Annotated in this window: 13 protein-coding genes and 1 tRNA gene; 4 read left to right on the top strand and 10 right to left on the bottom strand. The window is 40.9% G+C overall.

Going from position 1 to position 15,532, the window contains the following annotated elements; genetic code table 11:
• Positions 1-2 precede the first annotated feature (2 nt).
• The 5 genes from mreB to recJ form a co-directional block, all read right to left on the bottom strand.
• Complete coding sequence (gene mreB / locus KOLE_RS07475) at positions 3-1,013, bottom strand: rod shape-determining protein (protein WP_015868822.1); 1,011 nt, start codon at positions 1,011-1,013, stop codon at positions 3-5.
• Positions 1,014-1,048: 35 nt separating this feature from the next.
• A tRNA-Arg gene (locus KOLE_RS07470) sits at positions 1,049-1,124 on the bottom strand.
• Positions 1,115-1,828 carry a Holliday junction resolvase RuvX gene (gene ruvX, locus KOLE_RS11410; RefSeq protein ID WP_063728304.1) on the bottom strand — a complete coding sequence of 238 codons (714 nt, stop codon included), beginning with the start codon at positions 1,826-1,828 and terminating at the stop codon, positions 1,115-1,117. The genes KOLE_RS07470 and ruvX overlap by 10 nt, the downstream gene beginning before the upstream one ends.
• Entirely contained in the window at positions 1,797-2,069 is a 273-nt protein-coding gene (locus KOLE_RS07460; RefSeq protein WP_015868821.1) for a putative Se/S carrier-like protein, read from the bottom strand. The genes ruvX and KOLE_RS07460 overlap by 32 nt, the downstream gene beginning before the upstream one ends.
• On the bottom strand, positions 2,062-5,205 hold the full coding sequence (gene recJ / locus KOLE_RS07455) for a single-stranded-DNA-specific exonuclease RecJ (protein ID WP_015868820.1): 3,144 nt from the start codon (positions 5,203-5,205) through the stop codon (positions 2,062-2,064). Before recJ ends, KOLE_RS07460 begins: the two co-directional genes overlap by 8 nt.
• 118 nt (positions 5,206-5,323) lie before the next feature.
• Between recJ and KOLE_RS07450 the strand changes: the two genes are divergently transcribed.
• Positions 5,324-6,031, top strand: a complete 708-nt coding sequence (locus KOLE_RS07450) for a pseudouridine synthase (RefSeq protein WP_015868819.1) — start codon at positions 5,324-5,326, stop codon at positions 6,029-6,031.
• Positions 6,032-6,054: 23 nt separating this feature from the next.
• Here the strand turns inward: KOLE_RS07450 and KOLE_RS07445 are convergent, their stop codons facing one another.
• The 5 genes from KOLE_RS07445 to acpP are packed head-to-tail and all read right to left on the bottom strand — an operon-like array spanning position 6,055 to position 11,111.
• On the bottom strand, positions 6,055-7,656 hold the full coding sequence (locus tag KOLE_RS07445) for a PEGA domain-containing protein (protein WP_015868818.1): 1,602 nt from the start codon (positions 7,654-7,656) through the stop codon (positions 6,055-6,057).
• Between the two features lie 13 nt (positions 7,657-7,669).
• Entirely contained in the window at positions 7,670-9,133 is a 1,464-nt protein-coding gene (locus KOLE_RS07440) for a DUF5693 family protein (protein ID WP_015868817.1), read from the bottom strand.
• Positions 9,130-9,897, bottom strand: coding sequence for a hypothetical protein (locus tag KOLE_RS07435; protein ID WP_015868816.1), 768 nt, complete (start codon positions 9,895-9,897; stop codon positions 9,130-9,132). Before KOLE_RS07435 ends, KOLE_RS07440 begins: the two co-directional genes overlap by 4 nt.
• Entirely contained in the window at positions 9,894-10,811 is a 918-nt protein-coding gene (locus tag KOLE_RS07430; protein ID WP_235599756.1) for an RluA family pseudouridine synthase, read from the bottom strand. Before KOLE_RS07430 ends, KOLE_RS07435 begins: the two co-directional genes overlap by 4 nt.
• A 42-nt stretch (positions 10,812-10,853) precedes the next feature.
• The gene (gene acpP / locus KOLE_RS07425; RefSeq protein WP_015868814.1) at positions 10,854-11,111 is read right to left on the bottom strand and encodes an acyl carrier protein; all 258 of its coding nucleotides are present in this window, start codon (positions 11,109-11,111) and stop codon (positions 10,854-10,856) included.
• Positions 11,112-11,291: 180 nt separating this feature from the next.
• Here acpP and KOLE_RS07420 point away from each other — a divergent pair, with 180 nt between their 5' ends.
• The 3 genes from KOLE_RS07420 to KOLE_RS07410 are packed head-to-tail and all read left to right on the top strand — an operon-like array spanning position 11,292 to position 15,532.
• On the top strand, positions 11,292-12,104 hold the full coding sequence (locus tag KOLE_RS07420; protein WP_041288709.1) for a purine-nucleoside phosphorylase: 813 nt from the start codon (positions 11,292-11,294) through the stop codon (positions 12,102-12,104).
• A gap of 22 nt (positions 12,105-12,126) precedes the next feature.
• Complete coding sequence (locus KOLE_RS07415; RefSeq protein ID WP_041288978.1) at positions 12,127-13,098, top strand: DHH family phosphoesterase; 972 nt, start codon at positions 12,127-12,129, stop codon at positions 13,096-13,098.
• Positions 13,067-15,532 carry a hypothetical protein gene (locus KOLE_RS07410; RefSeq protein WP_015868811.1) on the top strand — a complete coding sequence of 822 codons (2,466 nt, stop codon included), beginning with the start codon at positions 13,067-13,069 and terminating at the stop codon, positions 15,530-15,532. Before KOLE_RS07415 ends, KOLE_RS07410 begins: the two co-directional genes overlap by 32 nt.

Here is a 15,532-nt window from a genome sequence, read left to right as displayed (position 1 = left end):
ATCTATCTGCCTGCTTTCACGGCAACACGTTCGAGATTTTTTTCTTCATCCAATAGTTTTCCAAGACCATAAGCAACACATGTTCGAGGATCAGGAGCTACTATGGTTGATATACCGGTTTCTTGAATAAAAAGCTCGGGCAGTCCCCGAATCATTGAACCACCACCAGCAAGAACAATTCCTCCATCAATGATATCCGAAGCTATCTCTGGGGGTGTCTCTTCAAGGGCCTGTCTTAGATTTACGATAAGCTCCTGAAGTATAGGTGTAATCGCTTCAAGAACATCTTCAGAAGTTAGCCTCAAATTCCCGGGCAAGCCGTTAACGGCATCTCTACCTTTCACTTCAAGCTCGTAATTTTCCAATGTTGGGAAAGCTTTACCTATCCTGATTTTTACCTCTTCAGCTGTGGTCTCACCGATGTGGAATTTGTATTTTCTTTTGACATATTTTATTATTGCTTCGTTCATAGCGTCACCAGCAACTCTTAAAGAACGAGATACAACTATCCCGCCCAGACTTATAACAGCAATGTCGCTGGTCCCACCACCGATGTCCACCACAAGATTTCCCGTGGAATCAAATATATCCAGCCCCGCACCGATGGCAGCCGCTACCGGTTCCAGAACCAGGTAAACACGTCCTGCTCCGGCGCTAGTCGCAGCTTCGATAACCGCCCGCCTTTCGACACTGGTTACCTTGGCTGGCACTCCAACAATTACAGAAGGGCGGTAAAAAGAAAAACGCGGTTTCGTTCTTCCTAAAAGTTCTTTCAAAGCCTGTTCGATTATGTGATAGTCGGCTATAACACCATCCCTGACAGGACGTACAGCCATGATATCTTTTGGGGTTTTACCGATCATTTCCTTAGCTTGCAATCCTATGGCTATGATTTTCTTTGTTTTTCTGTCAACAGCTATCACTGAAGGTTCATCTATAACTATCCCTTTGTCTTTCTGGTAAACCAGCAAACTTGATGTTCCAAGATCGATTCCAAGATCTCCCTTCCTCATCTGGCTACCTCCTATTCGATTTCAATTTCAATAATTGGCGTGCTCGGTGGGATTCGAACCCACAGCCTCTGGATCCGGAGTCCAGCGCTCTATCCATTGAGCTACGAGCACAAGAATTCCAGAATCTTTCCCCGGAAACCAGAAACAAGATCTCGCGAAGTTTCGAGAACAATTATATCGTAACTCATAAATTCAATATCATCCATTAAATTCTTTGGAAAAAAACCTTTACGCCGAAAGAACAAATACAGAGCTGGATCAGACGTATAAATATCCACAGACGCTACGGAAAATTCCTCCAGATTTTCGATATTAACGGTCGGTGGATCGAAAAGGAGCACTTTTTTCCCCTTTAAATCGATCCTTTCTTCCAAAACAATTCTGCACTCTGGAAAATTATCTCTTATCTCGTATGCCTGCATTGGATTTTCGAGATAACGGTTTAAAATCTCCAACGCACTGAGAGAATCTTTATATCGTCTGAATTCTTTACCATCGAGCTCGCTAACCTTCCTTGCAGACACCGTACTCAATCTCTCATCTACCATAAAAATCGGTAGCTTGAAGTGTTTCTTCAGTTTGACAGCAAAAGAAATAGCTTTCAAAGTACTCTCGCTAAATCTCCCGGACATAGAAAGAGGGAGCCCAATCACTATGGCTTCCACAGCTTTTTCCTGTACGATTTTCTTGAGAGATTTTTTATATCCCTCTTGTTTTATTGGTTCCATGGGAATCGCCACAAAGCTTACTGCGATGGCAAGTCCTATATTCTTCGTACCATAATCAATACCAAGAACTTTCGTAAAAGCTTTCAATTATATTCCCTTCCAGATATGAGTATTTGATGACCTTCATGTCTTCGTTTCTTAGGATTTGCATAGCTTTTTGCAACTTCAATGAACTCACAGCCAAAGCCAAAGAACAACCCGGAAATACTGATGGTGGAGTTGGGAACAACTTACAAAAGATATCATTGTTTCTCAAAAGTTTAGCACAGTTATATGCCTCAGATTGTGCAACAACGATAACAGCATCTAAATCGAGAACGTCATCCAATCTTTAACACCTCTCCTCCGTTCATAAGACTTCTTAAAAGAGCGCGAGTAGTGGTGGTAGATAATCTGGACGCAAACCATCTGGCCATACGTTTTTCTGCTATACCTTCCCTGTATCTCAGGGTTTTGACAACGGAGTCCCTTGATAGTTCTTTGTTTTTAACGATGTGCCAGATGTCGGCATCATAGGCAACGAGCCCCATATCCTCAAGCATCGAGAGATAAACCCTTGAGATTCCATCTTCGAATCCGAGAGCGCGCTTCACATCTTTTTCAGAAGCAGGAAGAACGTCCTTTAAATCCTGGTATATGGCCTGCAGTTCTTCAACAGTGGGAAACAATCGATCAATTTCATTGGTGTTTGACAACAGATCATTTTTATTGAAAGCGAGGTTTAAGAACAAATCAGACTCTTCACCAGGTTTCATAGTAACAGCATCAAGTATCTCGAGAAAACTCCTCGGTGCGTTGTAAAAAACGATGTTAGAATTACCAAGCATGACTCCTAACCCATCGTTAGATGGAGTGGATATCAAGACCTTTATCTTCTGACGTTCAACAAGAGAATATATGCTCGCCCTCTGAAAATCTTTCAAGAGGTAGTTGTAAAAAATCAACTCACCGTTTTGAAGGGTATGAGACAACCTTGAACCAAGGGTTCGCGCAAGAGTAACCGTTTTATGAGGCGTATCAACGACAACCGCCACATTCTCCCCATGCCTCACAAGTGACAAAACCTGTTCCACTTTCTTTCTAGTTCCGCGATTGTCTATTATTCCCACCCTTTTTATGACAGCAGGACGATACACGTAAGAAACCCTCAAAGAAGAGAGGAAACTCTTCAAATTATCTGTGAGAACACTTCCGGTAAATCCAGCTTTATCGAGAATCTTTGGAAGTACCTCCAGAAAAGCCTCTAAATCTGGATGCTCTTTGTATATACCGGATATGATGTAAGTTGGTTCATCAAAAATTATCTCATCGAAAGAGTCTTTGAACACATCAAAATGCTCCATCAGTAGTGGTAGGGTCACAAACATCACAGGTTCATCGATCTTTCCCCTGTATAGGGAATTGGCATAAACCGGGTTTATGGGATCAAGATAATGCTGGAGAGAGTAAAATGTATGTGCTAGTGTAGTGTTTACACTTGAAACAATTACTGTTTTGAGACCTTTCTGATAATTTTTTAAGATCCTCCAGGCAAGGAAAGGGTGCTTCAACCTTATACTTCCAAATATTCCCCATGGAAATCTGGTACTTACGTTCAGAAAATCAGGAGCCTTATGAGAAAGCTTTTTTTCCAGATCAGCTACAACAGATGACACATCTGTGCTCTGCGAAGAGTATGGTTTCTGATTCTTCCAATCCCTTATGAATTCAAAAACAAAATTCTTGTCTCTGACCTCTTCTTCAAACACATGATCTATGTAAATCCTCGCATCTACAAGGGAAAGTTTCATACCCTGAATTCCATATCCATTGTCCTGCTTTATACTGGCAACCGCATCGAGCTTCAGTAAGTTGGGTTTGACATATTTGAATTCATCAAAAAGTCCGTTCATTCCGAATCCAACCGCAAGCGTCTTCCGTTCTCCAGAGCGAAGAATCATTTTTATATGCCCACCGCCAGAACCAAAACTTTTCGTTCTTTCGATATTCAATCCTTTGAAAAGAAACTTTGGTTCAGGATTGGAATGACCAAAAGGTCTGAGCATATCAATTTTTTTAAGAGTTTCCGGTGATATGGATTCCAGGGTTAGAACATCGTCAACCTCTATCTTATACGTTGGCAATTCTTCCCCGTAGATGTCCATGTAAGCTTCGTTAAGACGTTTTCTGAACTCCGGGATCTTTTCTTTTTTTATACTAAACCCAGCAGCCATTTCGTGGCCACCGTACTCGTCCAGAATATCCGCAGTTTTATTCAAAAGCGAGATTATACTTATTCCAGATGGACTTCGGGCAGAACCTTTCCCCTCACCATCGGAAGTAGAAATCAGAAAAACCGGCCGATTATATTGAGCGACAAGGCGAGATGCAACGATCCCTAAAACACCTAGATGCCAGTTTTCACCTGACAAGACAACCACGAAATTATCCTTCATCGAGACATTGGATTCAATTTCTTTTGTCGCTTGTTCAAAAATTTTGGCCTCGATCATCTGACGATTTTGATTGTGCTGAAGGAGTCTTGAAGCTGTACGCATTGCCTGAGCTTTGTCCTCGCTTATCAATAGTTCCAGTGCTACAACTGCAGAATCCATTCTTCCGGCAGCATTGAGTTTTGGCGCGATCTTGAATGCTATATCCTGAGCCGTTAGATTATCAGGATTTATCCTCAGATAACTCAATAAGATCTTCAATCCTAGCAATGGTTCCTTCTGGATTTTCTTGGTACCTTCCCGAACGATAAATCTGTTCTCGTCCCTCAACGGGACGATATCCGCTATTGTGCCCAGAGCAACTATATCCAGATAATCTTCAGGATTCAATGGCATTCTAAGGGTCTCATTCAAAGCACTGAGAAGTTTGAAGGCCACACCGACACCAGCCAGCCCTTTAAAAGGATAATTGTCATCAGGACGTTTGGGATTAACAATAGCTTCAGCCAGTGGAAGTTTATCCTTCACTTCGTGATGGTCTGTGACAACGACTTTAAGCCCCAGTTTTTTGGCGAATTCAATTTCATCGAAAGATGTGACACCACAGTCAACGGTTATCAACAAACGATGTCCCTGCGAATAGAGCTCCTCGATAGCTGCCCGGCTCAATCCATAACCTTCTTCAAGCCTTAAAGGGATATAATAGCTTACGTTGAATCCCATCTTTTTCATGGCTAGATACAGTAATGCGGTACTGGTGACACCATCAACATCATAGTCTCCAAACACGACGATGGAATCACCGCGTTCACCAGCTTCTATTATAGTTTTTACAGCTTTCTTCATGTCTTTCATAAGGAAAGGATCGTGAAGGAGTGTTCGATCGGGGTTTAAGTACTTCAACGCCTCAGTTACATCCGTTATTCCTCTGTTCACAAGAAGTTTTGCAAGAAAAGCCTCAATGCCTAGATACTCCACAAGGTGATTCACCTGGGTACCATCAGCGTTAAGGAGCACCCACTCCTTTCTCATTTTATTTCACCTTCTCCCTTTTTTCTTTTGTAACAATTATACCATCTCAACTCAGATATGGAAGTCAACACAAAATGTATGATGTACAATAATATAATCCAGGGAAAAGGTGGGGAAAATGAGGCTTGATACTTTTTTATCCAGATTCGGTGGAATTTCTCGAAGACAGAGCCGAAAATTAATAAAGACGGGAAGGGTAGAAGTTAATGGAGCTAAGATCAGGAACCCGGAGTTCAAAATCCCGGAAAATTCATCAATATTCCTTGATGGGAACCGGATAGTCCCTTATGGTAAACTCTACATTGCCATGAACAAACCTGTAGGGTATGTTTGCTCCAAAAGCAGGACGGAAGGATTAAGTGTTTACGATCTGATCAATGAGGTCTTCTCCTCCAAACTATCTATTGCAGGAAGATTGGACAAAAATTCAAGAGGGCTTTTGTTACTGAGCAACGATGGTAATTTCGTGCATGAGATTATTTCACCAAGGAAAAAGATAGAAAAGGAATACATTGTGAAAGTAGAGGAGAAAATTTTGCCTGAGCAGCTTCAGATTCTTCTCCAGCATGTTGACATCGGAAAGGGAGAGTACGCAAGAGCTGAATCAGTACAATTTATAGATATTGTAACATTTTCAATTGTCCTCACAGAAGGAAAATATCACGAGATACGCCGTATGGTGAAAAGCGCACTGAAAAATAATGTGGTCGATCTAAAAAGGATCCGAATAGGTGGCTATCATTTACCCGGGGACCTGCATGAAGGAGAATGGAGAATTCTAACTGAAGAAGAAATAAAAGCTGCCACCGGAAAGATTCTCCGGTGACAGCTTTATAGAATCTACCTAATCTATTCAATAGGGTACAAATCAAAACTCAGAGTATAAACCCTTCTTTCAAAATATTTTATCAGATATACGAAATGATATCCTTCTTTTACCAAAAGGATCTCGTGATAACCAGGTTCAAGTGTCAACCATTTGTTGGAATAGCCAAGGTCATAACCATCCACAAAGATCCTGGCCCCGGTCGGATTCGTTTCAACGTAGACCCTTGCACCTTCCGGTTGAAGGGTAACATTTAACACAGATTTTTCACCCGCTGACAGAACAATCTCCTTTTCAACGGTCAGATAACCTTCCCTAATTATCTTTACACTGTGCTTTCCGGAAAGAAGCGTAAGGCTTAACGGAGTTTGGCCAACATAAACACCGTCAATATAAACAGAGGCATCTCTAGGATCGCTTTTCACCGTCAGGTAAGCGTTCTTAGCCACAAGCGATACGTTAACTGTTTTGTTGGAATAAAGGTAAATCGTGTCTGTGTAATCCTCATAACCCTCTGCACGCAAAAGAATTTTGTGTCTCCCCGATTCCAGGTTCAATGTTATCGGTGTTTGGCCAACATAAGCACCGTCAATGTACAGAGAAGCCCCGGAAGGCGAACTCTTAATGGTGAGGCTATATTTCCGGGCGAGTTCATTGAGCACTATTCGTTTACTGGTGTTGCCGCTTATTTGAATCGTTTCTATATAGGTTTGATATCCTTCTTTTTCAATTTTCAGAGAATGTAACCCTTTACTCACAGAAAGTGTTATGGGGCTGTTACCCACGTAAGTTCCATCGAGGTATACCCGGGCATCCGCGGGAACAGTTGAAAGGGATAAAGAATAGGTTTTACGATCAGGTATGAGTTTCAAAGAAACATTCGTCGTTCTCCCGGAGTAAACGTTCACTTTCACGGTATTCATCTTATAACCTGGTTTATAAACACTAACAACATGAAGCCCTTCTTCAACCCGTATCTCAAGAGGTGTTTTCCCAAAATAGCTACCATCGATGTAAATAGAAGCATTCGAAGGATAGGTTGATACTTTAAGAGTACCTATATCCGGGCTTCGATCTACATAAAAGAACGTGCTGTTGACGGCGTATTCCGTCTCAGATATGAAAGGTCTCACAAGTTCTTCAACAAACTTTTCGGCTTTAAATCTAGACTTCGGAAAAATTTCCTTGCTGAATCGTTTTACCATATCTTCGATGAAAGTCAATGGTGAAGTAGAAGCAACAATCTGGAATATCTCTTTTCCAGGATCACCCGAAACTATCAAGCGATAAACCTTCGAAGCTTTTTCGGTTGGCAAGCTGTAAACTTTCCCGGCTTTAAGATAATTGCTGGCATCGTACCTGTTTGGGAATATTAGCTGGATGCTTCCATCTGGCATTATATCGTATATAGCTACATAGGCATCTTTATTGACTTTAAAGTACACCTTAACCTCTTCGCCCTTTTTGTAGACTGCTCCAGGATCTTTATCCAACCAGATAGAAACCTGCAGTTCGCTCTCCGGCACCGGAACGATGATAACCTTTTGAATATCGTAGTTGACAGCAAATCCTATGGCCGCAAATATAAAAACGAGAATACCAGCGATTAAAACCTTACGACTCATAAAACCCCTCCTTTCACGTTTTTTTAGACTTTTTTGAGGGGACTTCGTTCAATTCATCTTCGATTTCTTCGCTACTCTCAGAAAGTCTTTTCTTCGAAAACTTTGATATGAAAAGAAATACAAATCCTATAGCACTTCCAAAAATAAAGCCATAAACACTTCTAAGCAAAATGGTCCACAACGGTGCTGTAGCGTGACAAAATGTATTCACAACAGAAACAAAAGCCACACTTCCAAGGGTTGGCAGCACAGCCCCGAGTTTACCTGTATTGGTAAACCCTGTATTCGCCGCAAATATCAGGAAAGGATATCCAATCAGTTCTTTAAACCTTGGCCTTACCACGAGATATTTGTCCAGGATATCTCTCAGAGTTCTTTCAACTGAAAGGACAAAAGAATAATTTCCACTTCTCAAAAGATAATATATCCCTGCAAGAACAGCAAGCACAAGCAGCAGCATGTCTGTGATGTTGAGTTTTTTCTCTCTTCTTCTGAAAAAGCCAAGGAAAAATATTATAGCAGGTAACGCTATAAGTGATAATTTAACGCCTCTGAACAGTTCAATACCGTTCTGATAAGCAGGAGAAGTCATCTGGGCATTTATTGCCAGACCCAATCCCAACGAGGCCAGGAAAAACAAAAGAACAGTGATAAACACGCTGCGTATTCTACTCGAGAGCCGTATTATTACAACAAAAAGTGCGATTTCTCCTACAACAGCCAGATAGGTTAGAGATAATGTGGAAGATATCAAAAGAACTATCAGATAACCAATAGCAAGGAAGGGATTCCAGGATGCTATAGCGAAAAATCCCGTTGTCCTTGCCAGAATTTTTGAATTGGCAACATCGTAAAGAACAGGGACTATTTCTTCGCCAAGCAACTTCTCTTTTTCAAGTTCCGCTTTTACAGATTTCACAAGCTGACTGTAATCCAGTGTTTCTGACTTCCCTTCCATGAAAAGCAAAGCGTCTACTTTTCGTTCCCGCACAGCCCTGATGTATCTGATAACCGCTGAATCCAGATCATAATTGGGATATTCCTTTGGTTTCAACAGATGAACCCGAAACACCAGGGAAGGGTATTTACGGTGCTTCATCACTTCCTGAACAAAGGCGCCGCGTTCATCGAATTCAATATATCCAGACAGTACCTGATTCTCATCGAGTAACTGCGCCACTTCTTCAGGGGTTTTCGGAGGAATACCTGTAAGAATTACCACCTGGTTTTCCTTAACAAGTCGTTCCAGTTCTTTCCAGTCTTTCTTAAGATCTATAAGAAGTACTCTGCGTTCACTTTTCTGAAAATCAGCGTCTGCTAAATCTACAGAAGAAAACAGTGTATAACCCTCAACGCCATCAACAGGTTCTTCAAGAATCAAAGCTGCTTCCGCAGTTCTTCTGTCAGAATCTATTCTTTCAGGGACATAATCAACAAAAAGAAGAGCCGCGAATATCAAAAAAAGAAAGAAAATCAATCTTCTGGGTGATCGTAGTCCTGGAATTCTTTGTTTTCGATTACTTCTTTTTCTCCGGTTTCCCCTAACTCTGAACCCCGCCAACGGTCATCTCTCCTTCCCGACACGATGTAAACCAGTAAGATCACGAGCAATGTATACAACAAATATGGAAGTAACTTCCAAAAACGCCATTTTCTCAGAAGTATTTTCGGGTCTTCATTAAATAGTTTAACACCTGAGAAGCCTGTCCTTTTCGCCACGTTCAAGGTGTTTAGTACAAAATTCTTGAAATCGAAACGTTTATCAAGAAATAAGGCAAAACTTCTTATCGACAAATAAAAAGCTTTAGTATCCTCTAATGAAGGATATTCGTCGACACAAGCAAAAAAATCAAAAAAAATGCTTTTCAAAGGCAATAATTTGATGTCTCTACCACCAAGCACCTGGAACCAGCTTGCTACAAGTTCATGATACCATATCGGAAAGTCTTCTGGTGAAAGGCCGTTCAGTTTGCACAATTCGAAGAAGAAAACATGTGCCATCTCGTGCCTGGCCGTTTCCATAGAAATGCTTCCGGGAAGTATAATCATGTAAAACCTATCATTGTCAACGGTCATCGGTTGAGCCTGGTTTTCATCAATTCTAAGATAATACCGTGGTGCGATCTTGAAAAGTTCCTGCAATTCTCTATATGCATTCTGAAAGTTCTCGTCAATCCTCAACGCCGGGAATGAGATAATGGCAATACAAATAAAAATAAGGATCAAAAACCTTTTTTTCATGACAGTTTTTCAAGAACCTTTTTCAGGTCATCGGGAAGTTCAGAAAGAACCTCAACGTAATGCCCTGTTTTAGGGTGAATGAATCCCATTTTCATACAATGGAGAAAATAACGCTTCAGTTCATAGCGCTTCTTAAAATTTCTGTTGAACTCCCTATCGCCATAAACATCGTCTCCTACGACAGGGTGCCCAATTTTTGCCATTTGCCGCCTTATTTGATGCTTTTTCCCGGTAAATAACCTCACCTCAAGAAAAGAACATCCTGAATACGCTTTCTTAACAATATACTCTGACTCTTCTCTCAAACCATCAATTACATCTTTCAGATACGCCCGGGATTTTTCGGGAAGACCTTTGACAAGAGTAACGTATCTCTTATCAATTCTCTTCTCTCTAAACATAGCTGTTAATTCTCGTGCAGCCTGCGGCGACTTTGCAACCAGCAGCACCCCCGACGTATGTTTATCCAATCTATGTACCAAAAAAGGTTTGAACCCATTTCTTTTTCCATACGCAAGTAGTCCTTCAATAAGGGTAACTATCTGCACTCCTTTACCGGGGTGTACAGCAAGCCCTGCAGGTTTGTCCACTGCTAAAAAACTTTCATCTTCATACAATATTTTTATAGGCAAATTATGTGGAATGAGCTCACGAGATTCTTTCAAACGTTTCAAGTATTCAATGTTACCCCGATAATTCACGGCGACAACATCCCCCAACGAAAGTTCATAAGAAGGGGCCTTTATTCTTTTTCCATTTACCCTCACGTTTCCCTTTCTCAGAAGCTTATAAATGGATGACAATTTCAAATCCGGCAAGACATGCCTCAAAAATTTATCGAGTCTTCTGTAGAAAGTTTTTTCATCCACCTTGAACTGTTTTTCAAAGTACTTCATTTCTTTCGTTCCTTTCAAAAACGGGGAGTAAAACTCCCCGTTTTTTAATGCTACCTAACATCATTCCTCGTCTTCCGCTCCTAAAACCTTCGCGATGTAATTAACAATGTCTCCAACCACTGATATTCCTTCGATTTGCTCATCATCCACTTTAATGCCAAACTCGTCTTCAAAAGCCATAACAAGATCTACCAGATCCAGGGAGTCAGCTCCAAGATCCTCAGTAAGATCGGAACTGAGATCGATATCGTCAATTTCTACTCCCAGTTTGTCAGAAATGATTTCCCTCACTTTTTCAAATATTTCTTCAGAGCTCATTTTTACTCCTCCCTTCAATTCAACTTTTGATAAATCTTCGCCACAATTATAGGCATAGCTATCATTAAAGTCAACTGACTCTGAGTATTCTACCACGGCTTGTTATATAATCAATAATGCCTACCAAAAAACTTATGTTTGGGTATATACTTATGATTAAAGATTTTTTAATATGGAGGAATGAGTATGAAAGACTACAAAAAACTTGCAAAACACCTTCTTGAACGCACAAACGTAAAGCCTGAATTCGCTCTGATTCTTGGATCTGGATTGGGATATCTAACAAAATATTTTGAAGATTCCCATGCTATTTCATATTCCGAACTGGAAGGTTTTCCTCAAAGTACTGTTGAAGGACACGCAGGAAGATTCGTTCTCGGAAAATTCCATGGAAAAAACGTTATAGCCATGGACGGTCGTTTCCACTATTATGAAGGCCACGAAATAAAAGATGTTGTGACACCGATCTATGTTTTCAAAGAAATGGGAATTTCGCGTCTCATAATAACCAATGCCGCAGGTGGTATAAATCGTTCCTTCGAACCCGGAGATATAGTGGCAATAACAGATATTATAAATTTCGCTTTCAGAAATCCACTCATCGGCCCTAATGACGAAAGATACGGTGTCAGATTTCCTGATATGTCGAAAACAATCGACTTCGATTGGCTTGAAAAAGTCGAAAAAACTGCTGAATCCAGGGGAATAAAACTAAAACGCGGAACATATGTGTGGGTTACCGGTCCATCCTACGAAACACCAGCCGAGATAAAGGCTTACGAATTTTCGGGAGCTGACATGGTTGGAATGTCAACAGTTCCTGAGATAATTGCCGCGAGACATTGCGGTATAAATCTCATAGCTTTTTCTTGCATAACGAACATGGCTTCAGGTATATTAGACAAAAAACTCGTCCATGAAGAGGTTGTCCAGACAGCTCAAAGAGTCAAAAGCGCTTTCAGCAAAGTCGTAGGCATAGCTTTAGAAGTTTAAAGGAGGATGAATAATGCGAACAATGAATTCACTCATGTCTGAAATCGAACAAGCAAAAAAAATCGTTGTATGCGGTCATATCATGCCTGATGGTGATTGTATATCTTCGGTCATGTCGCTGAGCCTTGGATTAGAAAAACTGGGAAAAAAGGTTACACCTGCCATTGATTGGGAAATTCCATCTAAATTTTATGAATTTCCACACGTTGATAAGATAATCCCTTACTCCGAAGAACTTCAGCTTTCAGATCTTTTGATAGTGGTTGATGCTTCTTCTCCTGACAGAATAGGTGGGTTTCAATCCCTGATGAAGAGCGGTATAAGAACCATCGTTATCGACCATCACAAAACAAACACTTATTTTGGGAACGTATGTTGGGTCGATCCGAAATACTCCAGCACAGCCCAGATGGTCTATCACCTTTTGAAATTGCTGGACGTGAACTACGACGAAGAGCTTGCTCTCTTGAATTATCTCGGTATAGCCACAGACACAGGTTTTTTCAGATACTCCAGTGTTGATGCCTCTGTTTTCGAAGACGCTGCTGATCTGGTAAGGCAGGGCGCCAGGCCTGACGTAGTATCAAGAATAATCCTCGATAGCAGAAGAATCGAAGAGTTTTATCTGGAAAGAGAGGCATTGGCGAAACTTAAACTATGTTGCGATGGGAAATTTGCCTATTCATACTTAGAAAAAGAGAGCTTCGATAAATATGGAATGACCACCAACGATTTCATAGGGTTCGTTGGGGAATTGCGTTCCATAAATACGGTTGAGGTCGCTATGTTCGCCTCGGAAGCTTCCAAAGGGGAGGCTCATGTGAGCTTAAGATCAAAATGCTATTTTGATGTGAGTGAGGTGGCTCTTGCTTTTGGCGGTGGCGGGCATGAAAGAGCCGCAGGATTTACCTTAAAATACGAGGGAGAACTTTTAAAAGCTATCAAGGAGGTTATTGAATTCATTGAAGAAAGGTTGCGTGATAGTGAGAACTAAGCATTTTCTTTTTTTCCTTTTCTTTCTAACCTTCTTCTCCGTACTTTCTGGAGAAGAGGTTAGTTTGTTGGGATTGGATTTTACTGAATATCCGAGAGTCAGGGCTTTATTAACCCCCGTAGAAGGCGAGGTTAGTGAAGTCTATATCGACGGTATTAAAAGTAACATATTTACCGAAGAACTTCTAAGATCAAAAACCAGATTGGTCGTAGGAATCTTGATTCAGGAGGAAATTGAGGCAGATTTCCTTGAAAACATTCTAAAAGAATTTTCAAAGGATTTCCTCGTTCCTCCCGTTTTCACTTTATGGAGCTACGCTACTTCAATAGATTTCATAACCCCGCCCGTAGAATTTGAACTTGCCACCAGGAGCATTCCCCTCCTTACACACAGAACTTACAATAACGAAAGCACAAGGCTTACCGACGCGGTATGCACCGTATCTTCATACCTGAAATACCAGGAGGGGATCAAGATTCTCCTCATCATAGGCGATGGTTCCAATAGTGGGAGTTTTTTCAATGAAGATTATGCGATTTCTTTGATACATGAAAGTGGAACGATCCCTTTCTTTATCGGGAACTGGAAATCTACCCAAACGCCGAAAAAAATCTTACATTCTACGAATTATGGACTCCTTTTTTCCAGCCAGAAAAAAGACCTGCACAAAGTAACAGCTGAAATATTCCAGCTTATACGTCAGTCCAAGATTATAAACTTTCAGGGACTCGGGAATTTCAATGAAAATCTCATCGAGTTCAGGTACGAAAATGATCCCCCGGAGGTTTATGACTTTTTTGCTCCCAAAATGAACGTTCATTGGTACCTGCGGAAAAATCCCATTAGCGACGGCCAGCTCGAACTTGATTTCGACCTATCAGGCGAAGAAAGACTCAGAATCGGAACAAAGCTCAGGATAGAGCTGATATCATCCAATGGCTTCTACGATTCGTGGAGCGCAAAATACAGAGTGGGCCCTCTTCCAATACAACCCCGCATGCTGGAAAAGGGGGTATGGCTCTTTGTAGTCACTTCCCCGGAATTCTCCGAATTGATTTCCGGGTATGTGGTTTTTTCAAAGCTACCTGGACCTTTAATTGAAACAAAGCTTCCTTCGTTGACAAACAAAACGAACATCACTGTAAGTTTCGCCCACAAAGGAGGAGTCCCTCTCAGATATGTTAAAGTCAACGGAAATACCTTCAAAATGGCTGACCCTGACCTAACCGTGCCACTTACCTTGAAAGACGGTTATAACGAGCTTGTTCTTGAATATATAGATTATTTTGGAAGAATATTCGGGCCCATAACCAAAAGCATCTTTCTTGACAGCCTTCCACCAAGCCTGGAGCTTTCAGAGACACCAAAATACACCAACAAACGTAAAATTATCCTGAGTGGATACGCACAGGATAATTTGCAACTTTTGAGCGTACAGGTTGGAGACAAACTTTTCAGAATAGAAGACGACACTTATAACTTTGAAACTGAATTGGAAATCAAAAAGGGGAAAAATGTTTTCGTTGTAAGAACGGAGGACCTTGCCGGCAACACTACCGTTGAAACGATTGAGATCTATGGGGACTTTGATTCTCCTAACATCCAATCTCTTAATTATCCACACTTTACCAAAGAATCTGAAATAATACTTACTGTAAACGCAACCGATAATACCGGAATCAATGAAATAACTATTGATAATCAACCCTTCGATCCTTCAATGAAGTTCATACCCATCAAACTCTTGAAAAATGGGGAAAATATTGTAAATGTATCGATAGTTGATCTAGCTGGAAATATCGCTATGCAAAAGATTGTGATAGTGAAAGACAACGAACCACCTGTGATAAAAGCTCCAGAGAGATTTGTGTTTAACGATAGAACCGCAAAGGAAATCGAGTTCGATGTTTGGGATAACTTCGGTGTTGATTCCGTGATGGTTGACGACAAACGGATCTTTAAAAAAGGAGAACACTTCTTTGCCAAGATCCCTCAACTTGAACCAGGAGCAAGAAAGCTCCTTTCCATAAAAGCGATTGACCTTGCTGGCAATATGGCGCAAACCTTTATTGAAGTAGTGTACGATGTCGAACCTCCAACTATAAATGTGAACGATGGGTACTTCACTACACGTGAAATAGAGATTAAAGATGATTTCGGCTTGAAAAAAATCTCATACAACGGTGAAATAACTTCACTCGAAGGAACTATAACGAAAATACTGATTCCCTTTAAGGAAAAAAGAACCATGACAATTACCGTTGAAGATACTGGCGGAAACGTTTATTCCTTGAAAATCAAAGTCTATCCCTGGTATCTTTCACCTGCATTTCTAATTTTTATAGTTGCTTTCATTGCCTTCTGGATAGGTATCAGATTTGGAGTAGCTTACTCCAGAAGAAGGCATAAACACCATCGGGTAAAACTTCAATGA

The sequence above is a fragment of the Kosmotoga olearia TBF 19.5.1 genome (genome assembly GCF_000023325.1).
Taxonomy (GTDB): domain Bacteria; phylum Thermotogota; class Thermotogae; order Petrotogales; family Kosmotogaceae; genus Kosmotoga; species Kosmotoga olearia.
Note: the sequence above shows the minus strand (reverse complement) of the source record. Positions and strands in the feature narration are given on the sequence as shown.

Excerpts from the sequence above, each read along its gene's own strand:
- mreB (WP_015868822.1), bottom strand. The coding sequence starts at position 1,013 with ATGAGGAAGGGAGATCTTGGAATCGATCTTGGAACATCAAGTTTGCTG.
- KOLE_RS07420 (WP_041288709.1), top strand. The coding sequence starts at position 11,292 with ATGAGTATGAAAGACTACAAAAAACTTGCAAAACACCTTCTTGAACGC.
- acpP (WP_015868814.1), bottom strand. The coding sequence starts at position 11,111 with ATGAGCTCTGAAGAAATATTTGAAAAAGTGAGGGAAATCATTTCTGAC.
- KOLE_RS07435 (WP_015868816.1), bottom strand. The coding sequence starts at position 9,897 with ATGAAAAAAAGGTTTTTGATCCTTATTTTTATTTGTATTGCCATTATC.
- recJ (WP_015868820.1), bottom strand. The coding sequence starts at position 5,205 with ATGAGAAAGGAGTGGGTGCTCCTTAACGCTGATGGTACCCAGGTGAAT.
- KOLE_RS07415 (WP_041288978.1), top strand. The coding sequence starts at position 12,127 with ATGAATTCACTCATGTCTGAAATCGAACAAGCAAAAAAAATCGTTGTA.
- KOLE_RS07450 (WP_015868819.1), top strand. The coding sequence starts at position 5,324 with ATGAGGCTTGATACTTTTTTATCCAGATTCGGTGGAATTTCTCGAAGA.
- KOLE_RS07445 (WP_015868818.1), bottom strand. The coding sequence starts at position 7,656 with ATGAGTCGTAAGGTTTTAATCGCTGGTATTCTCGTTTTTATATTTGCG.